Source organism: Sphingomonas sp. AC411 (genome assembly GCF_979253035.1).
Map to the genome: position 1 here is coordinate 3883949 of NZ_CEEDAQ010000001.1, position 22860 is coordinate 3906808.

The window sequence follows — 22860 nt, forward strand, 5'->3', positions numbered from 1 at the left end:
CACCGAAACCGACACGAAAAGCTTGCGGGCGAGGCGGGGGAATAGCGTGTAATTCGGGCGCGCAGGATTGGGGGCGGGGAACTGGGCCTCCCGCTCCAGCGGGGTCAGAAGCGATCGAGGGGCGGCGGTATAGCTGATCGCGTGGATCGTTAGCTTGCCATCACGGGGGCTGCTGTCCGCATGGAGGTGCAGCAAACTGCATCCAGCTGGAGTGCTTAATGCCGCTATTTAAGGTTAGATTTTGGCGGGTCTGCAGCAGGCCAGCCACTGCATCCAAACCCACGTAAAAAGCTCGCGGGCGAGGCGGGGGTTCTTGCGCAGTATTTGGGTATCCAACTTGGAACCGAGTGGTGGATAGCTGCCAGGCGCGCTCTCGTGCGGTGATCGTCATAAACGGGCGTTCGTTCAGGGGGCGTGGCACTGGCCCGAAGGGCCGCCTTCTGGTGGAAAGCGGCTCGGCTGCTTTCGGGCAGCGATTGGCGTAAGTGGACGCTCGTTCAGGCTGTGGGGCAGGGGACCAACCAGCCGCTTTCTGGTGCTCTCCGATCAAACGCTATGCGCTTGACCAATATTGCGCTTTCGCTCGTCGCCCGCATGCTGATAGTAACCGATCGAACACGACGGCGACGGAAAGCTCCACGGCATTGACGGTCAAAAGGCGGCATATCGCCATCATCGCGCCGCCAACGGCGGGCCATATCAATCCACTAGCAGCATTGGGAACGTCGCTCGTCGAAGCGGGACATAGAGTCACGATAATCCACTTGGCCGACGTCGCGTCGCTGGTGCCCGACTGCGGCGTTGGGTTTGCGGCGCTCGATCACCCCGCGGACGGCCAAGGCTTGCTGGCAGAGTACTACCGTAAGCTGGCGCAGCCGTCGGGGCCTGTCGGACTACCCCGCATGATCCGCGGTACCGCTTCGCTAACGGAACTGCTTCTGAGGGCTCTTCCGACGGCGCTGTCGAGGCTAGAGGTCGATGCGATCGTCGCCGACTCTGTCGAGCCAGCCGGAGCACTGGTAGCACGACATCTCCGACTGCCGTTCGTGACCGCCGTTACCGGATTGCCCTTGCTCAGGGAGCCAACGGTACCGCCACCCTTTCTCGGGTGGGCATATCGTCCCGATGCGGTGGGGCGGAATCGCAACAATGGTGGGTACGCAGTCAGCGATCTGTTGATGCGGCCGATCACAACGATGGTGGCGACGTATGCGCGGCGTTGGGGGCTCGATCCCGACCCCCGATATCAATGGTCCGAACGATTGCAGATCGCGCAATGCCCAAAAGGCCTAGACTTTCCTCGCTTGGCCTTGCCGGAGAGCTTTCGATACGGTGGGCCATGGCGGGGGACGAGCCGGGGGAAACCTTCCGGACGACGACGGTCGACCGCTTGTATTCTGTTCGCTGGGGTCGTTGCAGGGTGCGCGCCGATCGCTGTTCGCGGCGATGACGGCTGCCTGTTCCGCGGTGGGTGCCCGTGCGGTGGTGGCGCATGGCGGCGGGCTGAGCGATCGCGAAGCCCGCTCGCTACCTGGAAACCCGGTGGTGAGGGCATTCTGGTCGCAGACCCGCATCCTGCCCCTATGTTCTGCCGCGATCCTGCATGGCGGGTTCAATACGGTGCTGGACGCGCTGGCAGCCGGTCTTCCGATCGTTGCCGTGCCGTTGGCATTCGAACAACCAGCAACGGCGGCGCGTCTAAAGCGGATCGGGGCTGCACGCGTCGTCTCTGCTGCGGAAGCAGGCAAGGGAGGCCTCGAACCGGCGTTGCGGCAGGTGCTGAGCGATCCGGGATACCGTCGTGCGGCAAGGAGGATGGCGACAGATATGGCGGCGGCCGGGGGCGCAGCCGAGGCGGCAGCGATGGTCGACGCGGCGCTCTGCGGCGAGACCGATGTCAGGCCGCCAGGGCTGAATCCATCCGATGGAAAGGCTGCCTGCGCCGCGTGAGGTAGCGGGCTGCAAGGAGGGCGGGCGGCGCGAGGACAAGCCCCATAATGACGTCCACCCCATAGTGACCGCCGAAGACCGGCGTCGCGACGATCGTCAGTATGGCCCATGCCCGGCCCGGTAGGGCAACCCGCGGCATCGCGCCGAATGCCCAGATGAAAATGGTGGCGAGCGTCGCGTGAAAACTCGGAAAGCTGACGATCCCCATGAGCATGGTAAGGTCGAGCACGCGTAGTGATCCGTCGCGAAGCCCAGATATCAGTTCCTGTTCCAGCCAGGCTATCGATGGCCAAAGATGCGCGTAGCGGAGGGATCGAACAGATTGCCCATCGCTGGGGTAAGGCCTGAAATCAATATGGTGATGAAACCGGACAGGACGGCGGCGCAAACCATTATTCTCAGCGTGTCGAATTTCCCCATGGCGCTCAACGCGACGATGACCACGATCATCTGCAAGGTAAGGCTGTGATACGCCAATCCGAGTAGCCAGATCACAGGAGGACATGTGTCCAGCAAGGCGAGCACAACCGGCCAGTCGAAGCGGATTGCACGGTCGGCGGCGGCCAGTCGCGCGTCCCACAATTGTCCGGCATTCGCCGCCAACGCATACGCCAGCACGACGCCTAATAGAGTAAAGAGCGTCATCTGAAGGAACGCGGTCGCGCCAGCCGCAAGGCGCGGTCGCGCAGTGTACCTGCCGATAGCCAGCGCGCTGCCGAGCGCCATCAGTAAGGCTATCGCGGGGGCCGCGCGGATCGGATCCACCGAGAAGCGGTGATGATATTGGGCCGCTAGAAAACTCATCAGCATGGCTGCGATCAACAACCAGGAGGAAGTGTCCCGGTCGTCGGCGCGTAAGACTCGGGCGATCATCGCGGTCAAACGCCGCTTCTCACTCTCCGGTGCCACGGTGACGGCATTTTACCGGGGCATCTCGTCGCGATGCCCGTTACACCGTTCTGTAAAAGGCGACGAGAAAGGGCCGGCCGCAGCCGTCACTGACACGAGATTTTGTGGCGGGTCGCCCTCGCATCGAACGCCGGTAACCGTTATGTATGCATCATGTTGAATTCGTTGCACCCGGCCATCGTCATTTCGTGCGATCGAGCAAAGTGACCTGGTTCGAAAAACTCGCGATCGTCGTCTTCATGGTGTTGTTCATGGAGTGCTTCGCGTGGGCAGCGCATCGCTACGTCATGCACGGTTGGGGCTGGGGCTGGCACAAGTCGCATCATGAAGATCATAATGGTTGGTTCGAAAAGAACGACCTCTACGCAATCGTGTTCGCGATCGTGCCCATCGTGTTGTTCGTCGTCGGGCTCTGGTGGGAACCGCTGTGGTGGGCAGCGCTTGGCATTACGGTGTACGGCGGCATCTATGCCTTTGTGCACGACATGCTGGTGCACCAGCGCGGCGGTTTTCGCTGGGTACCCAAGCAGGGGTATTTCAAGCGCCTGTTGCAAGCGCACCGCCTGCACCACGCGGTCGAGGGCAAGGACGGTACCGTCAGCCACGGCTTCCTGTTCGCGCGCAAGCCGTCGGTGCTGAAGGCGCAGTTGCGCGCGAACGCCGATCCGCAGCTGCGGGCGGCACGTTCCGATAAAGCTGGAAACCTCACCTCGGCAGCCGCGAAGAAGTGAGCGGGACGGTTCGCCAATCGGAGGCACTGAGGCACCAGACGCGTGTCGGGGTTTCGTTGTCCGCCGCGATCGTCGTGGCGTGGCTGGCTATCCATGTAACCGGCATCTTCTTCTGGCGTTGGGGCTTGAGTACAATTCCCTTGGCCATCGTGATAGTCATCGTCCAGACTTGGTTGAGTACCGGATTGTTCATCGTCGCGCATGACTCAATGCACGGCGCGCTGGCGCCCTATCGACCACGCCTGAACCGAGCGATCGGCGCGACCTGCCTATCGCTCTATGCCTGCCTGTCCTATGCATCACTATTGCCGCAGCATCATCTGCATCACAAGGAAACCGGAAGAGCGGGGGACCCCGATTTTCACGGTGGCGATCCAAGTCTCGGCGGCTGGTTCCTGCAGTTTTTCAAGACCTATTATTCCCACGGGCAGATCATCCGGATAACCGTGGTGGCGCTGATCTATACGCTGCTGCTCGGGGCACCGCTTGGCAACATCGTCGTCTTCTGGGCTCTACCGGCCTTAGGTGCGGTGGCGCAATTGTTCGTGTTCGGAACGTGGCTGCCGCACCGAGAGCGCGAGACACCCTACGCGGACTCGCACCGCGCGCACAGTATCGACGTGGGCCCGATATTGTCGCTGCTGACCTGCTTCCACTTCGGCGGGTATCATCACGAGCACCACCTTTCGCCGGGAACGCCGTGGTGGGGACTTCCGTCACGGCGCCGCGCGCTTGCCGTGCGAGCTGCCGATCGCAGGGCCGTCGAGGATGAAGCATGACGCTTGCCATCATCCTCTCCGCCGTCGCGATGACCGTCATCGTCGGCGTTCGCTATCTCCTCGTGTCGGGCGCGTTCGCCTGCATCACGGTCCGCAAGCATCCGGGGCTGTACCTCGGGCTGAACCCGCAGGTCCGTCGCGAAATCATCTGGAGCCTGGCGTCCGCAGCACTCTATGGGATTCCGGCTGGCGTCGTCGCGTGGGGATGGCAGCATCATGGCTGGACGCAGGTGTACTCTGACATCCAGGCCTATCCGCTCTGGTACCTGCCGGTTTCGGTTTTCCTGTATCTGCTGTCGCACGATGCCTGGTTCTACTGGACGCACCGCTGGATGCATCGCCCGAAACCGTTCAAGCTGGCGCACGCGCTGCATCATGCCAGCCGGCCTCCGACGGCATGGGCCGCGATGGCATTTCATCCTATCGAGGCATTAACCGGCGCGGTTGTCATCCCGTTGCTGGTGTTCCTTGTTCCAATCCATATCGCCGGTCTGGGCATCGTACTGACGATCATGACGGTGATGGGGGTCACGAACCACATGGGATGGGAGATCTTTCCGCGTTTCATGTGGTCGGGCCCGCTGGGAGGATGGCTGATCACGGCCAGCCATCATCAGCGGCACCACGAACTCTACGGCTGCAACTACGGCCTGTATTTCCGCCATTGGGACCGGTTTTGCCACACCGACCGCGGCGTTGGCGATTTCACGCGGGAGCATGCCCGCGCCGCACGTCGGGCCGAAGCGGCGAACTCCTAGCACTATTGCTGGGCGTGCGCCTAAGCACCCGTTCGTTGATCAGTTGATCGGTACGCCGCCAGTGACCGCGATCACCGCACCGGTCATGTAGCTTCCCTCCTTCGACGCCAGCAGGACATAGGCCGGAGCAAGTTCGGCAGGCTGACCGGCGCGACCCAAAGGCGTATCCTGGCCGAGTTTTTCCAGTTCCTCCTCGGACTTCGCGATTGGCTGGATTGGCGTCCAGATCGGGCCCGGTGCCACCGCGTTAACGCGAATTCCCTTAGCAACGAGCAAATTTGACAGCCCGACCGTCAGGCTGGAGATCGCGCCTTTAGTAGCGGCGTAGACGATCATGCTTTTGGTCGCGACCTTGGCCTGCTCGCTGGTGGTGTTCACGATCGCCGACCCCGGCTTCATGTGCGGCGCCGCGGCCTTTGCGAGACGGATCATTGCAAACACATTGGCGGCAAACGCTCCCTGCATCACGTCATCGTCGACGGTGTCCAGATCTTCGTTCATCGTCTGTGCGGCGGCGTTATTGACCAGTATATCGATCCCGCCAAGGTCACTGACGGTGCGCTCCACCAGCGTGACGCAGTGATCGCGATCGCGAATGTCGCCCGGCAGCAATAGGCATCGGCGTCCCGCCTTTTCGACCCAGGCTTGTGTATCTTCGGCATCCTCCTGCTCGACGGCTAGGTACGAGAGTGCGATGTCCGCGCCTTCACGCGCGTAGGCAATTGCGATGGCCTTCCCAATGCCGGAATCACCACCGGTGATAAGCGCGACCTTCCCCGTCAGCAGGTCCTTGCCGACATAGCTTTCCTCGCCGTGGTCGGGCTTGGTTTTCATGTTGGCGACAAGCCCCGGGCGTGGCTGCTGCGGTTCGCCGGGAAAGCTCGTCGGATGGCGGGTACGCGGATCATCGGTCATGGAAAGCGTCCTGCTGTTCGGGTCGCTACAGGAACGGTCCTCCGATCGTTAAGTGCCGCATACATAAAAGTCCGTTACCGATGACGATCTATCGTCGAGGCCGGTGTACTCAGCGGATATCGGCGCGGCGGGTGGGGGCGTGAAAGTCCGCAGGCTTGTCGGCAATCCAGTGCAGGAAGCGACTGATATCCGGTCGTGCTTTCAAGACATCGAGATCCGCAAACGTCGTCGCGAGATCCTGATTTGAGACGCTGGCATGGATGATACGGTGACAGATCGGATGAACCGGGATGACCTCCGTCCCACCCTGGCTTTTCGGAATTCTGTGATGCCATTCCACCCTTCGTCCCAAGGGCCGCTCGCACAGCCCGCATCGCCCAGCGTCTTCGGCAGCGATCGTTCGCGCCTCCGCCTCCAACAATCCTGCCATCCGCTTCACACGTCCGCCCATCGTTCGGATATGGTGTATCGTGGGGAAAGAACAGCAGGCGCAGTGGCTTATCACAGGAAACGTGACGTGCTTCGCCGGAGCACCGCCACCAGAAGTAGGCGAAGCCCCGGGACCTATGGCGCCGCAATTGGTTCGAAACAACCACGCCTAAATCGGTCCCTAGCGATCAATAGCGAGCCTCCAGGGCTACGCGCAGTCGTTCTGCATCCGCCAACGATGCTGGGTTGTAGATGATCATACCGAGTTCGGGCCGCCCTTCGACCGCGAACGAGGAAAACTCCATAGCGAGCATTCCGGCAACTGGGTGGTGGATCCGCTTCACCCCTCGGTGTGCGCGACCACGTCGTTGTCTCGCCACAGTGCTTCGAACTCCGGGCTGATCCGGGATAGTTCGGCGACCAGGTCAGCTGTCGCCGTGCTGTTGTTCGCGCCCGCCCGCGCGACGTCGGCCCGGAAGGCACCGACGACGTAGCGGGCGATTCCGCCCCAATCGTCGTTCCGGGCACGGACATGGTCACTGCCGAACATCAGGCGAAGGATGTTCCGCCCTTCACGCGGCAGCTTGGCATAGTCGGTCAGCAACAGCGCCGCCGCCCGGTTCCAGCCGACGACGTCCCACATCGCAGTCTTGATGATCGCAGGGCTCAGCACCATTCCGTCGAGCACGCGCTGAAGCCGGGGACTGATTCCGTCGACCGGTTGGTAGCGCGCCTCGGGGAGACGGCCGAGGCCGAGCATGTAGATGTGCTCGCGTTCCGGCTCGGTGAGCATCAGGCCCTTGGCGATGCGGTCGAGCACGTCGGCCGATGGCGCGCCACCACGCCCCTGCTCCAGCCAAGTATACCATGTCGGGCTGATGTTGGCGCGGCTTGCCACTTCTTCGCGGCGGAGCCCCGGGGTACGCCGCCGGCCGCCGCCGAACCCGAATGCCACTGGGTCGAGCCGGGTTCGGCGATCGCGAAGGTATGTTCCGAGTCGGTTTGGCGCCTCACCGGTCATGGTCGATCCTGTTACACGTTATACCACGATAAGATCACTACTTTAACACGGTGTGACGGTCGCGATACGGTGCCTTGGCAACAAGGAGACTTCCCATGCGCGTGTTTTTAACCGGTGCGACCGGCTTTATCGGCTCGCACGTTATCCCCGAACTCCTCGCTCAAGGGCATGAGGTACTTGGCCTCACCCGCTCCGACGCGGGTGCACATCGCCTCGAAGCGGCCGGAGTCGACGTCCATCGCGGCGACCTGGATAAGCCCGAAACGCTTGCGATTGGCGCTGCGGCGGCCGACGCGGTGATCCACTGTGCGTTCGACCATAATTTCGAGACCTTCTTCGCGAACACCAAGAAGGACGAACGCAACATCGCTGCCATGGGGGAGGCGCTGGCGGGGACGCATAAGCCGATCCTGATCACCTCGGGCGTCGGCATCGGCACGCCGCTCAATGGTGGCCCCGCGACCGAGGACGTTCTCAACCCGCGCCACGCCAATCCGCGCATCGCGACCGAACTCGCGGGCGCGGCACTGATCGCCAAGCGCGTCGACGTACGCACGATTCGGCTGCCACAGGTGCACGACACCACCAAGGCCGGGTTGATCACGCCGCTGATCGCGGAGGCGCGCCGTGCCGGAGCGATGGCGTATGTACGCGAGGGCACTACACGCTGGGCTGCTGCACACGTCAGCGACGTCGCGAAGCTTTACGTTCTGGCATTGGAGAAGGGCGAGCCGGGTGCCCGTTACAATGCGTCCGTTGAGGAAGGCGTGACGGCACGCGCGATAGCTGAAGCGATCGGAAGGGGATCGGGGTTGCCTGTCCGTTCGGTCGGAGACGACGAAGTCGAGCACTATTTTGGCTGGATGGCGCCGTTCGCCGCGCTCGACATGATCGCTTCGAGTGGCTGGACGCGGGCGCGTCTTGGATGGGAGCCGACGGGGGCTGATCTGCTCACGGACCTCGCCGCGATGGACTTTTCGGCGCTCGCTGACGCTTGATCAACCACCGTCGCTCGCTCGCTGCCCAGAGCGCCGATGGACGTTGGATGCCGTTTCCGGCTTGATAGGATTGCACATGCCGATCCGAGTGGTGACGCCTGTGAGCTACCGCTATTAACGGATGTCCGTTCTTGGGTCCGTGCGGCCCTCCCAAACCCCGCTGTCTGGGAACGCTGAACATTCCCATATCTCCGTCTTCTTTCCGCAATTTAGGGAAAGAGCAATTGGGAACGGATTTTGGGAAACAGGCCTCAAGGCCTCCCTCGGTATGATCGCCGCGGACGCATTCGCAATTCGAGTTCGTTTGCGAGAAAGAGGGAGGGCGGACTAAGGCGTAATGCGCAGGTGACGGTGTTACGGCCGACCTGCGGCCCGGCAACCATGACGAGTATCGCAACGGCATGAGCGACCAGAAAAGCGGCGTAATGGTTCAAGGCCGTCTGATCCCCTTTCCTTCGTCTATCAGCCCGGAGGCGCGTACCAGTCTCGAACAATTGGTGAATGACGAAGGCGTCCCGCTGAACGCCCTCTACACGATGCCGTTGCCGGACGATCATGCGGGCTGGATGAAGATCAAGGCAGCGGCGGATGGACAATATGCGTCGGCGGTGAAAGGCCTCGCCGGCACGCTGCGGGCAAGCGTCGAGACGGTTCGAACCGGTGAGGCCACTATCCACGTCGCGACGCCGGAAACCACGGTCAATCCAGAGTGCGCCTATGTAGACTTCCATGGTGGCGCACTGGTGTTCGGTGGCGGAGAGGCGTGCCGCGCACAGGCGCGGATGCAGGCGGATCAGCACCGGGTGCTCTGCTACGGCATCGACTATAGGATGCCGCCCGAGCATCCATATCCTGCGGCCCTAAACGACGCGATGGCAGCCTATCGCTATGTGCTGGAACTGCACGCGCCAACGCGCATCATCGTTGGCGGCCGATCAGCTGGTGGTAATCTGGCGGTAGCCATGCTCCTCCGCGCTAAGGATGAAGGCCTCCCGTTGCCCGCAGGGTTGGTCCTGCTTTCCCCGGAGGTCGATCTGACCGAATCCGGCGACAGCTTTCAAGTCAACCAAACGGTCGATGTAATGCTGCCGGGCTCGCTGATGCGGAACAACGTACTGTATGCCGGCGGGGCGGACTTGGCGCACCCCTACCTATCACCCTTGTTTGGTGACCTTGAGGACCTTCCGCCCACCTTCCTCCAGTCGGGCACGCGTGACCTCTTCCTGTCGAATACGGTACGGATGCACCGTGCGTTGCGCCGGGCGAAAGTGGAAGCAGAGTTGCACATCTTCGAGGCGATGCCGCACGGTGGATTTCGGGGAAACACGCCGGAGGATCACGACTTGGCGGACGAAGTATCCCGGTTTGTCAAAGGCCGTTGGGGGTAACGGTGTGTCCCGAAATTCAATCCTCAATCGGGAAAGCCGGCGCCGGCTGGACAGTGGCGGTAGAAGGTAGGGCGCCGATCGATCGTTGGTCTAGGCCATCGGTTCGGGCCCTCGTCCCTGACGTCAGGCGTTGAAGCTAGTGGAGCGCTATGGTTCGAATAGCGTTTCCTTCGCGCAGGATGAAGAACGTGCGGTATTGGTGGGTGCCGCTGGCGATCCCTACCAGAACTGCATCCAGAGCATTGGGCGCGTGTCCTCTTCTATGAGGACGTCGACCTAGGCAGCACGCGGTGTATAGCTGCGCCTCTAAGTCTCCGGGAGATTGTTCAATGGTCCTGGTGGCCCTGTTGCTTTTGCCGTTCGCTGCTGCCGTGGCCTTGGCGCTGTGCGCCCGTGCGTCGCGCGGCGTTCACGTCGCCATCGCAGCGAGCGCGAGTGCTGCAGGTCTTTTCTTGATTTTCGGCGCTGCGCGGGGCGTGATCACCGGCACACCGATCGAGACGCGTGTCAGCTGGATCCCCGCGCTCCACTTGGACCTGAGCCTGCGGCTCGATCCACTGGCGTTGCTGTTCGCCGGCCTGATCCTCGGCATCGGCTTGCTCGTCGTGATCTATGCGCAAGCCTATTTGGCCAAGAGCGAGCCCACGGGGCGGTTTCTTTCGTTTTTGATGCTGTTTCAGGGGGCGATGGTTGGGATCGCGCTATCGAGCAACATCCTGCTGATGCTCGTTTTCTGGGAGCTGACGAGCCTGTCATCCTTCCTGCTGATCGGGTTCTGGCGCGACCGGGCCGCTGCGCGTCAGGGCGCGCGGATGGCACTGGCCGTAACTGGAGGCGGCGGGCTCGCGCTGATCGGGGGAATGCTGTTACTCGGCCAAGCGGCGGGTTCCTATGAACTGGTGACGATTCTCGGTCGCGTTGATCTGGTTCAGGCCTCGCCGCTCTATCCCGCGATCCTCGTCCTCGTCCTCCTCGGCGCGTTCACCAAGTCGGCGCAATTTCCGTTTCACTTCTGGCTGCCGCACGCGATGTCGGCGCCGACTCCGGTTAGCGCCTATCTCCATTCGGCGACGATGGTGAAGGCCGGCGTCTTCCTTCTCGCGCGGCTCTGGCCGGTTCTCGCCGGGACCGATATGTGGTTCTACCTCGTGGCGTCCACTGGCCTGGTCACGATGATCTTCGGTGCTGGCGTCGCACTGTTCCGCGACGATCTGAAGGCGATCCTGGCCTATTCGACGATCAGCCAGCTCGGACTGATGGTGATGCTGCTCGGCTTCGGGACGCCAGCCGCTGCGACCGCCGCGGTCTTCCACATCCTCAACCATGCCGCGTTCAAGGCGGCGCTGTTCATGATCGCGGGCATCGTCGATCACGAAACCGGCACGCGCGACATCCGCAGGCTAGGGGGCTGGCCGCGCTGATGCCGATCACCGCAACCCTGGGAACGCTGGCGGTCGCGGCGATGGCGGGGCTACCGCCGCTCGGTGGGTTCATTTCGAAGGAGATGATGCTCGAGCAAAGCGTGCATACCGTCTTTGCGGGGCAGGCCTTGCTCGTGCCGCTGCTCGCGACGATCGCGGCGATCCTGTCGGTCGCCTATTCTCTGCGCTTTGCGACCGGGCTGTTCTTCGGCGCGCGGCGTACGGGGACGTCGCGGCGCCGCACGACCCGGGCAAGGCGATGCTCGCCCCGCCTGCCATACTGGTGGTGATGGCGCTGGCGTTTGGTCTGTTGCCGATGACGGTGGCGGGGCCGCTCGTGGCTGCCGCGACGGGCGCAGTGATCGGCGCCGCGCCGCCCGAATTGCACCTTGCGCTGTGGCACGGGATCAATCCTGCTCTCGCAATGAGCATGGCCGCGGTGGCGATCGGCGCGGTGTTGGTGTGGCGGCGCGCACCGGTCGCGGCGTGGTTGGCCGGGCGTCGCGGACTCGACGCAAAGCATGCCTTTGACACCGCGATGGACGCAGTCGTCGACGGCACGCGCCGCGTGTCGCTCGCGGTCCATGCCGGATCGCTCCAACGCTATCTCTTCGCGCTGTTCGCGGCGGCGATCCTGCTCGGGATCGACGCAGCTTCGACGACGGGGGCTTGCCGCCGGTGCAAGGGCGACGCTGCCCGCGTCGCCGGTTGCGATCACCGCCTGGTTCGCGCTGGTCGTCGCCACGCTCGTCGTGGTCGCCCGGCAACGCCAGCGGTTCCTGGCGCTGGTGTTCATCAGCGTAATCGGCCTCGTCATCGCGCTCGCCTTCGTCCATTTGTCCGCGCCCGACCTCGCGCTGACCCAGGTTGCGGTCGAGGTCGTCACGATCCTGCTCCTGCTACTGGCGCTCCATCTCCTGCCGAAGACGCCGCCGAGCCTGTCGAGCACGCCCCGCAGACTCCGCGACGCTGCGCTCGGGGTGGCCGCGGGGGTCGGAACCGGCTGGGCGGCCTGGGCGGTGATGACGCGCGAGACGCGCGATGTGGTGTCGTCCTATCACTGGGCGAACAGCTATTCGGGCGGTGGCGGCACGAACGTCGTCAACGTGACGCTGGTCGACTTCCGCGCCTTCGACACGCTGGGCGAGATCATCGTGCTGGGCATTGCCGGGCTCGCAATCTACGCCTTGCTCGAGCCCGCCGCGCGCGGCGTGGCAGGGCGGCGATTGCGCGAATGGCGTGAGGACATGCCGCACTCGCCCGAGCGTCACCCGATGATGTTCGTCATGGCGGCACGGCTGCTCATGCCGCTCGCGCTGCTGGTAGGCATCTACATCTTCCTGCGGGGGCACAACCAGCCGGGTGGCGGTTTCATTGCCGCGCTGGTGTTTGCGATCGCGATCCTGCTCCAGTATCTCGCCTCGGGCTTCGACTGGACCGACGATCGTCGTCGGATCGGCGAGCATCCACTGATCGCGTTCGGCGTCCTGATCGCCGCTGCCACCGGGCTCGGGTCGCTGGTCTTCGGCGCGCCGTTCCTGTCGAGCAGCTTCGGATATTTTTACGTGCCCTTGATCGGCGAAGTCGAACTGGCGACGGCCACGCTGTTCGACACCGGCGTGGCATGCGTCGTGGTGGGAGCGGTGATGATGGCGTTGGCGCAACTCAGCCATGTCGCGCAGCGGCCACCCGGCATGCAGAGGCCAATGACGGGCCGGACGCGACCAATGGGGAGGCTGTACGATGAGCCTGGAATTTCTCGTCGCCAGCGCGATCGCTGTGCTGACCGCGGGCGGAGTCTACCTGTCGCTTCGCGGCCGCACCTTCCAGGTCGTGCTCGGGATGACGATGCTGTCCTATGCGGTGAACCTGTTCCTGTTCGCGATCGGCCGACTGGTGGTCGATCTTCCCCGCTGTTCGCCAAGGGCGTGACCGACCATGCCGATCCTCTGCCGCAGGCGTTGGTGCTGACCGCGATCGTCATCACCTTCGGCATGACCGCGCTCGTCGTCATTCTTTCGCTGCGCAGCTTCCTGGAAAGTGGATCGGACCAGGTAGACGGCATCGCCGACCCGTCCGATGACACGGCTGACGAAACGGGCGCACCCCATCCGGAGCCGTTCCTTCCGGGCCCACCGCGCAAGGGAGGCCCGACAGTGATCGCGCTCGATCATCTGGTCATCGCGCCGGTCGTGATCCCCTCCGTCGTCGCGCCGCTCGCGCTGCTGGCGATGCGACGGCGTCGGCACGTCGGCGTGGCGATCTCGATGGCGGGATGCGTCGCGATGCTCGTCGCCGCGCTTTGGCTGTTCGGGATCGCGCAGGACGATGCGATCCGCGCCTATCCGCTCGGCAGTTGGCCGGCGCCGTTCGGCATCGTGCTGGTGCTCGATCGGCTGTCGGCGATGATGCTGGTGCTGGCGGCGGTCCTCGCACTGGTCGTGATGATTCATGCGGTCGTGACTGCGGTCGACCGCAAGGGGTGGCATTTTCACCCGATGTTTCATTTCCAGCTGCTAGGTCTGAACGGTGCGTTCCTGACGGGCGACCTGTTCAACTTGTTCGTCTTCTTCGAAGTGTTGCTGATTGCCTCCTACGGGCTGATGCTTCACGGCCAGGGGTCCGCGCGGCTGAAGGCCGGGGTCGCGTACGTCATCGTCAACATCGTCGGGTCGGCACTGTTCCTGATTGCGCTGGGGCTGCTCTACGGGCTGACGGGCACGCTCAACATGGCCGATCTGGCGCGCCGGGTCGCCGCGCTCGGATCGCAGGACCAGGGCCTGGTCCGGCTCGCAGGCCTGTTGCTGCTCACCGTCTTCGCACTCAAGGCCGCGGTGGTGCCACTCCATCTGTGGTTGCCGCGCACCTATGCGGCGACCGCGCCAGTGGTCGCGGCGCTGTTCGCGATCATGACGAAGGTCGGCGTCTATGCGATGATTCGCACCGTGCCGCTGATCTTCGGCGATGCCGCCGGGGCTGCGGCGTGGGTGCCGGCACCCTGGCTGCTGCCGGCTGCGGTGCTGACGGCGATAGTCGGCTTTGCCGGCGTGCTCGCGGCACGCGCGATGCGCGAGCAGGCGGCGTTCGCCATTCTCGGATCGACCGGCACGCTGTTGCTGGCGGTCTCGTGCTGGACGCAGGCGACGACCGCGGCGTCGCTCTTTTATTTAGCCCATGCCACGCTCGCGGGGCGGCACTCTTCCTCGTCGCCGACGCAACGCTGCGCCGGCGCGGCCAATACGGCGACGCGACCGTGCCGAGCCCGCGCTTTGCCGGGCAAGAAGCGTTGGGACTGCTGTTCATGGCCGCGACGATCGCTGCCGTCGGGCTGCCGCCGTTGTCGGGCTTTGTCGGGAAGCTCTTCATCCTGCAGACGACGTTTGCTACCCCTGAGGGGTGGTGGTCTGGGCGACGATCCTCGGTACCACGCTGGTCGGCATCATCGGCTTCGCGCGCAGCGGCAGCACGCTTTTCTGGAAGACCGCGGCGGCAGACGCGGATGCGATCGCCTGTACGGAACGGTCGGGCCCGGAACTGGCGATGCCCGCAGCGCTGATCGCATTGCTTGGCCTGCTCACCCTGGGCGGAGGTTGGGCAACGGCGCAGGCGCAGGCGACCGCGGCGCAGATCTTCGCGCCACAGCGTTATATCGAAGCCGTATTGGGGGAGGAGGCCCGATGATGAAGCGCATCCTGCCGCATCCCGCGTTGTCGATCATGCTGCTGATCGTCTGGCTGCTGATGGCGAACGACATCACCGTCGGCGGCGTCCTGCTGGGCGCGCTCCTGGGGCTGGTCCTCCCAAAATTCACCGAGCCGTTCTGGCCGGATCGCCCGCGTGTCCGCTTCGGTCGCGCGCTGCTTGGCTATTGCCTCGTAGTCCTGGCCGATATCGTCATCGCCAACTTTCAGGTCGCGTGGCTGATCCTGTTTAGGCGCAACCGCGATCTGCGGTCGCGCTGGCTGGTCGTTCCTGTTGCGCTCACGACGCCCGAGGCGATCACGGTCTTGGCGGCGACCATCAGCCTGACGCCGGGTACGGTGTCGTCCGACGTCTCCGCCGACGGTCGATCGCTCCTCGTCCACGCGCTCGACGTTGGTGACGAAACAGCCGAAATCGCGCGGCTCAAGAGCCGCTACGAAGCGCGTCTGCAAAGGATTTTCGCATGATCGGCATCGCCCTTCAGATCGCCATGGCGTGCGTTGCTTTGGCGCTGCTGTTCAATGGCTGGCGCCTGCTCAAGGGGCCCGCGCTTGGCGACCGCATCGTTGCGCTCGACACCATGGTCATCAACGCGATCGCGCTGATCGTGCTGGTCGGCATGATCGGGGGCACCGCGACCTTTTTCGAAGTGGCGTTGCTGCTGGCGATGGTCGGGTTCGTCAGCACGATCGCTTACTGCAAGTTCATCCTTCGCGGGGATATCGTCGAATGAGCATGGTCGTCGATATCGTCATCTCGGCGCTGATCCTGCTTGGTGCGGCATTCGTCCTGATCGGAAGCTGGGGGCTTGTACGTCTGCCGTCGACGATGGAGCGGCTGCACGGTCCGACCAAGGCCACTACGCTGGGCCTCGGCTCGCTACTGCTAGCCTCGGTCGTCTATTTCCAGGCGCGATTGGGAATATGGACCGCGCACGAGCTGCTGATCTCGCTCTTCCTGTTCATCACCGCGCCGATCTCGGCGAACATGATCGCCAAAGTCCACCTCCACCGCGTGCGGATCGGCGCGATCGAGGAGCCCGACAGCGTCGCAGGCCCCCTCCGCGGCCAGCTGACGAGGGCGACTGGGCGACCTTCGAGGCACCGAAGCGGGATACGCCGGCCTCGACCGCCAACACCTGATTCCCCGCAGCCGCCATGCCCATCCCGCCCGATGAAAGATTGCAGACTGTCAGCATGAGCAGCGACGACGCCGATAGCACGCGCTACCATCTGCGCCGAGCAAGTCGGACGCCGGTATGGCTCGCGTTGTCCTGGCGCGCGCTCCTGGCGCTGGCGCTGATTGGCATCGCTCTGGCAGTTCACTGGTTCGATCGCGACGGTCTGCGGCAGAATTCGGGAGAGCCGGTCACCTTCGCCGACATCCTCTATTTCACGATGATCACGGTGACGACCGTCGGTTACGGCGATATCGTGCCCGTGACCCAGCAAGCCCGTATGTTCGATACCTTCGTGGTGACGCCGATCCGGCTGTTCGTGTGGCTGATCTTCCTCGGCACCGCGTATAATTTTCTGTTGAAACGCGTCTGGGAGAAGTGGCGAATGAACGTAATTCAGCGCCATCTCGAGAACCATGTCATCGTGGCCGGCTACGGCACGAGTGGGTCGGAGGCGATGAGTGAACTCGTGCGACGTGGCGCTGAACCGAATATGGTAGTGGTGGTTGACGAGAATGTCGGTGCCTTGCGAGCAGCCGAGGCCTGCGGGGCGACCGTTATGGAGGGCAATGCGACGCGCAACGCCGCGCTTCAGGCGGCTCGGGTCGAAAGCGCCCGAGCGCTTATCGTATCGGCGGGACGCGACGACACATCGATCTTGATCGTGCTGACCGCTCGCCGGCTTGCGCGCGATATCCCGATCAGCGTCGTGATCCGATCGCAGGACAATGAAGCAATTGCGCATCAGGCGGGGGCGAACACAGTTATCAATCCGGCAAGTTTTGCAGGACTGCTGCTAGCGGGATCGACGCATGGCGCGCATACGGCCGACTACCTGGCAGACCTTGCCGCGTCCGGTGGGCGCGTCGCGTTGCGCGAACGTAGTGTAGCCCAGGACGAAGTCGGCAAGCCGCTTGCCGATCTCCAAACCGGTCTTGGTCATCGTATCTATCGTGGCCAGAAAATCTTTGGTTTCTGGGAGCCTGAAGCCAAGCGTTTGGAAGCAGGCGATCTGATTGTCGAAGTCGTTCCACGCAGAGAATCAAGATAGATCTAGCGCCATGGCACCATAGCTGAGCCCTGCCGTCAGTGATCTCCGTGCCGCGAGAGTTGCGTCGGGCCGTTTTCGATAAAGGAATATTTGTTGCGTAGTAATATTTTGCCGGCACCGATACGGGCTATCCCTTGGTCGATGCTAGCGACGGTATTAGCTATAACTGGGATGGGTTTGGCGACGCTGTATTCCGCAGCGGGAGGGAATTTTGCGCCATGGGCCAGCAACCAGGCGGCCCGTTTTGCGGTTCTTTTTATCGGTATGCTCGTGTTGTCGCGCATACCCATCGGCGTGTGGAAGCGCCACGCCTACACCTTTTACGCGATTACGCTAGGGCTGCTTCTGGTCGTCGAACTGTTCGGCAAGATCGGCATGGGCGCACAACGCTGGATTGATCTTGGCATTATCCGATTGCAGCCATCGGAGTTCATGAAACTCGCTTCGGTTATGGCTCTCGCAAAATTCTATGACGGCGTGCCGGCAGGCTTCATCAGCCAGCCCCAGGTGCTGGCAATCCCGATTGCGATGGTGGCGGTTCCTGCCGCTCTCGTCATGCTACAACCGGATCTTGGCACAGCGATGATGATCACGCTTGCTGGAACTGCTGTGATCTTTCTTGCCGGTACCGCTTTGCGCTGGTTTCTCGGTGCTGGCATGATCATCGGCGCGCTGCTGCCTGTCGCTTGGGGGTTGCTACACGATTACCAGAAAAACCGGGTGCTGATCTTCATGAACCCCGAAAGCGATCCGCTCGGGACCGGCTATCACTTATCGCAATCGAAAATCGCGATCGGGTCGGGCGGTCCGTTCGGGAAAGGGTTCTTGAACGGAACCCAAAGCCACCTGCAATATCTTCCCGAAACTCACACCGACTTTATTTTCGCGACAATGACAGAAGAGTGGGGCCTTGTTGGCGGAATCGTTGTGTTGCTGGCGTATGGTTATCTGATCAAATGGGCAATGGGCCGGGGCTTCGAGGCGCCCTCTACCTTCGCTCGCCTTACAGCAACGGGTCTAGCCTTTACCTTGTTTCTTTATGTCAGCATCAACATGGCAATGGTCATGGGTTTGGCGCCGGTCGTTGGGATTCCACTGCCCCTGCTGTCTTATGGGGGCTCGGCGATGATGACGGTTCTGATTTTGCTCGGGATCCTAATGTCTATTCATCGCGAAGAAGGTCATGCGGGCCGTAATACCATTCAATGAACTGGCGCGCTTGGACAGGTGTCCAGCCGTTGCCGGCCATGCCCCGGCGGTGCGCGTTTTTTCCAGTTCTACCGGAAGGTTATGAGAAATCCGTGATGGTCGGAAAGTTTTGGATTGCCGACGTGATCCCCGTCTTTCGTCCAATTGCCCAGAGACCGTGCGTCGTTTTGAAGGTCGAGCAGACCGATGATTGGCCATCCTTGCCTGCCGGCGTTAAATGGCCGAAATGATGAAGAGCCAAATCAATCCGCGCGTGTTCTGGGGCGCCTCCGCTATCATTGCCTTGCTCTTGGCGACGACGCTCGCGATGCCCGGTACCGCAGACGCCGCTTTCAAGGCGGCGCAAAGCTGGGCGATCGACACCTTTGGGTGGTTCTACATCGCGTCGGTGGCCGTGTTCCTGGTGGTGGTGCTGACGCTGGGCTTCGGGCCGGCGGGCAAACTGAAGCTCGGACCGGAGGACTCGAACCCGATTTCCCCTATTTGTCGTGGCTTGCGATGCTCTTCGCCGCTGGCATGGGCATTGGACTCATGTATTTCGCCGTTGCCGAACCTATTCAGCATTACATCTCGCCGCCAGAGGCCAAGAGCGGCACCATCCTTGCCGCGCGCGAGGCGATGGCGATCACGTTCCACCATTACGGCGTACACGCCTGGGCGATCTATGCGCTGGTGGGGCTGAGTCTGGCCTATTTCACCTATCGCAAGGGCATGCCGCTGACGTTGCGGTCGGGCCTATCGCCGATCCTGGGCAAGCGCATCAACGGTCCGTTGGGCGACGCGATAGACATCTTTGCGGTATGCGGAACGGTCTTCGGCGTCTCCACTTCCCTCGGCTTCGGTGTCTCGCAGATGACTGCAGGCCTCGCTTATAATTACGGCCTGCCCGATACGATCACGACCAAGGTCATCGTGATTGTGCTCGTAATGGGCGCTGCCACGATGTCGGTGCTAAGTGGAGCAGACCGCGGCATTCGGCGCCTTTCGGAGCTGAATCTGACAGTCGCCGTGCTGCTGATGCTGTTCGTAATGGCGGTTGGCCCGACGCTGTTTCTGCTGCGCGCGCTGGTCCAGAATTTTGGCCTGTACCTCAATCATTTCGTGATGCGGACCTTCACCCTTTATGCCTACGAACCACGGGCATGGATGGCGGACTGGACATTGTTCTACTGGGCGTGGTGGATCGCATGGTCACCATTCGTCGGCATGTTCATCGCCCGTATTTCGCGCGGGCGGACGATCCGTGAGTTCGTCATAGGTGTTCTGTTCGTCCCAACCGCCTTCACCTTCCTTTGGATGACAGTTTTCGGCAACACCGCCATTTCACTGGATTTGGGCCCCGCGGCAGGCGGGATCGCGGATGCTGTGCAGGCGGACCTGTCCACGGCCTTGTTCAAGTTTCTGGAATATCTGCCGGCCGCAGGTGTTACCTCCACACTCGCGATCGCACTGGTTGCAATCTTTTTCATCACCTCGGCGGATTCGGGCGCACTCGTGATCGACACGCTGGCATCCGGGGAGCTGAGGAAACGCCGCGCTGGCAGCGAGTCTATTGGTGCGTGCTACTCGGTACCACGGCCACGTTGTTGCTGGTGGCGGGGGACTTGGTGCGCTGCAAGCCGCGACGCTGCTCGCAGCGTTGCCCTTCTGCTTCATCATGCTGATGCTGGCGATCGGTTTGGTGCGCCAGACCAACGCCGATCTAGCTGGCATAACGCTTGCGGACGACGGGCCCGCAGTCAACGAACGGATCAAGCGATTGCTTGTCCCGGCCCGTCGAACCGACATCATCCAGCAAATGACGCATAACGCCGAGCCTGCGCTCCGCTTGGTCTATGATGCCATGCAAGCAGAAGGCTGGACGACCAACGAGCTCACGGTCGAGGAGGGCCTCATCGTGCTAACAGTCGGCAGTGGTGGCGAGAGTTCCTTCGTCTACCGGCTGGCGCCACGGGCCCGACCGCTTGCAGCCTACACCGCATTGGAGGCGCCGGAAGCCCGTCGCAGCATGGCTTGGACATTGGCAGCGCAGGCGAACAGCGAAAGCAGGTTTCGCGACCTGACTGACTTCTCTGCTGATCAGATTGCCAGCGACGTGCTGACCCAACTCGAACGATGGCGCCTTGCTGGAGTCTTGGGTGCTGCTAACGGCGCAGGTAGCTAAAGTTCTAAGTTTCGCACCGCAGCCGCAAGCCCGTTCGCTGGACAGCTTAACTGTCGAAGATGTCAGATGCGATAGTTAGCGGCTTCGATGCACATCCGCGACACCCAATACCTGACCCTCCGCTATGACCGGCTGGAGTTTTACCGCAATGAAGCCGGAAACGAGGATCTTCGGTTAAACAGTGGCGGGCATGATAGAGATCAACGAACGGCTGGTTTCGGCGAACTGCCAATCAGTCGGGAATGGCCAAAAATGGGTCCTTTCGGAGTTTGCAGCCGTACCCTACTGGCGAGCGACTGAGATATTGGCGAGCCCTCTGACGTAAGCGTGCCGATAGCCCCGGAGGATGATTTACCGTCCTCCTGCGGAGCGATACGATATTCGGGCGCGTCAAATGGACGGCAGAATAGTTCATTTTGATTGCAGTTTTGGCGCTTGCTGCCCCTCAGATAGAATTTCGTTAACTATATGCGGCCAAAACTTTCTGTTTCAGATGGACAATGATCTTGTAAATTTGCGACAATAGAATGTAGCTAGCATACAAATAGTAGGCGGGGCGTAAATGACTACAGGATCGGCCAGACGGACGACGGGCGGATCTTCTCGCCGGTCTGCTAGATGGGGCGCTGCGGTTATCAGCGTCGTTCTGCTATCCACGGCTGCAACGGCACAGGTTTCATCGCCCGCCGATCAGGAACAAGCCCGTATCCGCGCGCAGCAGCAGGCGGCGGAACGGGCGGCGCGGGAGGCAGCGCCGGTCGCGACGATCGAGCGCGCTGCGCCAGCGCCGCTGGGGCCTTTCCCGGCGGAGGCCAGCTGCTTCACGGTGCGCGATATCGTCGTCGAGAATGCCGTACGCGCGAAGCTGCGCTGGGTGCCGGGTTTCGTCGCGCAGTATCGTGGGCGGTGCGTCGGGACGGCTGGTCTCGATTACATCATCCGCAGCCTGCAGGGCGCGTTCATCGAGCGTGGTCTGGTGACGACGCGCGCGGGCCTGCCCGAACAGGATCTGGCCAGCGGCACGCTGCGCATCGTCGTGGTGCCAGGCGTCGTCGAGGATATCCAGGTCAACAAGACAGGCAGAACCAAGGTTTGGGGCCGTGCGACGCCGGTCGGACGCGGCGACCTGCTCGATCTGCGTGCGCTCGAACAGGGGCTGGAGCAGATGCGCAGCGTTCCCGGTAGAGCCGTCGCGGTCGACATCGTGCCGGGGGATGCGCCGGGCCAGTCGGTTCTCGACGTCACGGTAGACCAGGCGCGGCCGATCGCCGGATCGCTGTCGATCAACAACTTCGCCGGCGAGCGGGTCGGTCGCTATCAGGGCTCGGCGCAGATTGCCGAACTCGGGCAGTTGGGCTTTTCTGAGGTCATCAGCGCCTATTACAACCGTCGGACGGATTCGCCGGGCGTGCCCGCCGACAGCCGCGGCATCGGCGGCTCGATCTCGGTGCCGGCCGGGTGGTGGACGTTCAACGCGAGCGGCTCGGCCAATCGCTATAGTCAGACCGTCAACGGTGAAGTCAGCAGCTTCGGGACACGTGGCACGCTCGACCGAGTCGCGATCGGTGCCGAGCGGGTGTTCTACCGCGACCAGACGACCAAGGACTCGATCAGCGTCGGGCTAGCGCGGCGATGGGGTCGCAACTTCATCAACGACGTTGAGATCGGTATCCAGCGGCAGGATCTCACCGATCTCGAAGTGCGGCTGATCGATCGCCGCACGTTCGGCGCGGCGCGCTTCGACGGGTCGGTGGGCGTCCGGTTCGGTCTCGGGATCCTCGGGGCGCAGAAGCAGCCGGACGATCGGCCCGATGCGCTGCCGAGTGCACGCTACCGGATCGTCAGTGCCGACTTCGGACTGTTCGTGCCCTTGGGGCAGGGCTTCATCGACGGATACCGTGCCGAGTTTCACGGGCAGGTCAGTGACCAGAATCTGTTCGGCTCGGACCTTATCCAGATCGGCGGCCCCTACACGATCCGCGGCTTGGATACCGACACGGCGGAACTGGGGCGTGACGGCTTCTACCTCCGCCAGGAGCTGGGGGCCAAAATCACCGATGGGTTCCGTCCGTATGTCCTGTTCGACATGGGCGAGGTCCGCAAGGGGACTGGCGCGCGCGGCGGCGCCGGCCTCGGGCTGAGGGCGCGGCGTGGGCCGTTCTTCGTCGACGTATTCGGGGCGCGTCCTGTGTTCGGGCGCCAGATTCCCAATCGCAACCGCGTTCGGTTCGGCCTTTCCGCCGGTGTAGGATTTTGAG

General features: G+C 62.7%; 17 protein-coding genes and 3 pseudogenes. 15 read left to right on the forward strand and 5 right to left on the reverse strand.

The annotated features are described in order from the left end of the window. Positions 1–1413: 1413 nt before the first annotated feature. Complete coding sequence (locus AC0IX7_RS20045; RefSeq protein ID WP_471813607.1) at positions 1414–1950, forward strand: glycosyltransferase; 537 nt, start codon at positions 1414–1416, stop codon at positions 1948–1950. Here the strand turns inward: AC0IX7_RS20045 and AC0IX7_RS20050 are convergent. Together AC0IX7_RS20050 and AC0IX7_RS20055 are read right to left on the reverse strand one after the other, a co-directional pair. Next, on the reverse strand, positions 1898–2338 hold the full coding sequence (locus AC0IX7_RS20050; RefSeq protein ID WP_471813609.1) for a phosphatase PAP2 family protein: 441 nt from the start codon (positions 2336–2338) through the stop codon (positions 1898–1900). The genes AC0IX7_RS20045 and AC0IX7_RS20050 overlap by 53 nt on opposite strands. After that, complete coding sequence (locus AC0IX7_RS20055) at positions 2230–2823, reverse strand: phosphatase PAP2 family protein (RefSeq protein ID WP_471813963.1); 594 nt, start codon at positions 2821–2823, stop codon at positions 2230–2232. The genes AC0IX7_RS20050 and AC0IX7_RS20055 overlap by 109 nt, the downstream gene beginning before the upstream one ends. A 239-nt stretch (positions 2824–3062) precedes the next feature. Between AC0IX7_RS20055 and AC0IX7_RS20060 the strand changes: the two genes are divergently transcribed. From AC0IX7_RS20060 to AC0IX7_RS20070, 3 genes are read left to right on the forward strand one after another with little or no spacing between them, the layout of a single operon-like run. Beyond that, entirely contained in the window at positions 3063–3590 is a 528-nt protein-coding gene (locus AC0IX7_RS20060; RefSeq protein ID WP_471813611.1) for a sterol desaturase family protein, read from the forward strand. Between the two features lie 56 nt (positions 3591–3646). Further along, the gene (locus AC0IX7_RS20065) at positions 3647–4369 is read left to right on the forward strand and encodes a fatty acid desaturase (RefSeq protein WP_471813613.1); all 723 of its coding nucleotides are present in this window, start codon (positions 3647–3649) and stop codon (positions 4367–4369) included. Further along, positions 4366–5127 carry a sterol desaturase family protein gene (locus tag AC0IX7_RS20070; protein ID WP_471813615.1) on the forward strand — a complete coding sequence of 254 codons (762 nt, stop codon included), beginning with the start codon at positions 4366–4368 and terminating at the stop codon, positions 5125–5127. Before AC0IX7_RS20065 ends, AC0IX7_RS20070 begins: the two co-directional genes overlap by 4 nt. A gap of 39 nt (positions 5128–5166) precedes the next feature. Here the strand turns inward: AC0IX7_RS20070 and AC0IX7_RS20075 are convergent, their stop codons facing one another. The 3 genes and pseudogenes from AC0IX7_RS20075 to AC0IX7_RS20085 form a co-directional block, all read right to left on the reverse strand. Further along, entirely contained in the window at positions 5167–6042 is an 876-nt protein-coding gene (locus AC0IX7_RS20075) for an SDR family oxidoreductase (RefSeq protein WP_471813617.1), read from the reverse strand. A 109-nt stretch (positions 6043–6151) separates the two neighbouring features. Then, the gene (locus AC0IX7_RS20080; protein WP_471813965.1) at positions 6152–6472 is read right to left on the reverse strand and encodes an HNH endonuclease; all 321 of its coding nucleotides are present in this window, start codon (positions 6470–6472) and stop codon (positions 6152–6154) included. A gap of 187 nt (positions 6473–6659) precedes the next feature. After that, positions 6660–7492 (reverse strand): annotated as a pseudogene (locus tag AC0IX7_RS20085) (helix-turn-helix transcriptional regulator). Positions 7493–7587: 95 nt separating this feature from the next. On the opposite strand from AC0IX7_RS20085, the gene AC0IX7_RS20090 reads away from it, so the two are divergent. The 11 genes and pseudogenes from AC0IX7_RS20090 to AC0IX7_RS20140 all read left to right on the forward strand — a co-directional run bounded on the left by AC0IX7_RS20090 (position 7588) and on the right by AC0IX7_RS20140 (position 22859). Then, complete coding sequence (locus AC0IX7_RS20090; RefSeq protein ID WP_471813619.1) at positions 7588–8490, forward strand: SDR family oxidoreductase; 903 nt, start codon at positions 7588–7590, stop codon at positions 8488–8490. A gap of 401 nt (positions 8491–8891) precedes the next feature. Beyond that, entirely contained in the window at positions 8892–9878 is a 987-nt protein-coding gene (locus AC0IX7_RS20095) for an alpha/beta hydrolase (RefSeq protein WP_471813621.1), read from the forward strand. A 329-nt stretch (positions 9879–10207) separates the two neighbouring features. Then, a pseudogene (locus tag AC0IX7_RS20100) lies at positions 10208–11589 on the forward strand (proton-conducting transporter transmembrane domain-containing protein). 294 nt (positions 11590–11883) lie between these two features. Beyond that, on the forward strand, positions 11884–15468 hold the full coding sequence (locus AC0IX7_RS20105) for a Na+/H+ antiporter subunit E (RefSeq protein WP_471813623.1): 3585 nt from the start codon (positions 11884–11886) through the stop codon (positions 15466–15468). Continuing rightward, entirely contained in the window at positions 15465–15734 is a 270-nt protein-coding gene (locus AC0IX7_RS20110) for a K+/H+ antiporter subunit F (protein ID WP_471813624.1), read from the forward strand. Before AC0IX7_RS20105 ends, AC0IX7_RS20110 begins: the two co-directional genes overlap by 4 nt. Then, on the forward strand, positions 15731–16201 hold the full coding sequence (locus tag AC0IX7_RS20115; protein WP_471813626.1) for a Na+/H+ antiporter subunit G: 471 nt from the start codon (positions 15731–15733) through the stop codon (positions 16199–16201). Before AC0IX7_RS20110 ends, AC0IX7_RS20115 begins: the two co-directional genes overlap by 4 nt. After that, a complete protein-coding gene (locus AC0IX7_RS20120) occupies positions 16198–17229 on the forward strand; it encodes a potassium channel family protein (RefSeq protein ID WP_471813627.1) in 1032 nt (343 codons plus the stop codon). The genes AC0IX7_RS20115 and AC0IX7_RS20120 overlap by 4 nt, the downstream gene beginning before the upstream one ends. 141 nt (positions 17230–17370) lie before the next feature. Next, complete coding sequence (gene rodA, locus AC0IX7_RS20125; RefSeq protein ID WP_471813628.1) at positions 17371–18438, forward strand: rod shape-determining protein RodA; 1068 nt, start codon at positions 17371–17373, stop codon at positions 18436–18438. A 307-nt stretch (positions 18439–18745) separates the two neighbouring features. Further along, positions 18746–20247 (forward strand): annotated as a pseudogene (locus tag AC0IX7_RS20130) (BCCT family transporter). A gap of 19 nt (positions 20248–20266) precedes the next feature. Continuing rightward, positions 20267–20602, forward strand: a complete 336-nt coding sequence (locus AC0IX7_RS20135; protein WP_471813630.1) for a hypothetical protein — start codon at positions 20267–20269, stop codon at positions 20600–20602. A gap of 562 nt (positions 20603–21164) precedes the next feature. Beyond that, positions 21165–22859, forward strand: coding sequence for a ShlB/FhaC/HecB family hemolysin secretion/activation protein (locus AC0IX7_RS20140; RefSeq protein ID WP_471813632.1), 1695 nt, complete (start codon positions 21165–21167; stop codon positions 22857–22859). Position 22860: the final 1 nt, after the last annotated feature.